The following is a 252-nucleotide window of genomic DNA, read 5'->3' on the forward strand; positions in this document are numbered from 1 at the left end:
GGGAAACGCGTGCGCCCAAGCACAGGCGTGCCGGAACAGTGTGGCGCGTCCTTCGCGGCCTCCTCATGGCCGGAATCGCCGCGCTGGTGGCTGTCCTGGTCAGCGGGTTCCTGCACGGCGACCCCCGGATCACCGCCCTTTTCCCGGGAGTCAGCGTCCCCGGCGCAGCGCAAAGCGGGCAAAACCAGACGAAGCCTGCCCGTGCCGCCGACGCTCCGCCGCCGGGTATTGAGGAGGCGGATGCTCCGCTGG

1 protein-coding gene is annotated in these 252 nt (G+C 71.0%); it reads left to right on the plus strand.

Features of this window, described 5'->3' with window-relative positions; translation table 11 throughout:
• Nucleotides 1-65: 65 nt before the first annotated feature.
• Nucleotides 66-252 (plus strand): hypothetical protein (locus SB847_RS21740; RefSeq protein WP_410578776.1); only part of this gene is annotated, 187 nt, incomplete at its 3' end.

The organism is Bacillus sp. SIMBA_026 (genome assembly GCF_046535335.1).
Lineage (GTDB): Bacteria > Bacillota > Bacilli > Bacillales > Bacillaceae > Bacillus > Bacillus velezensis.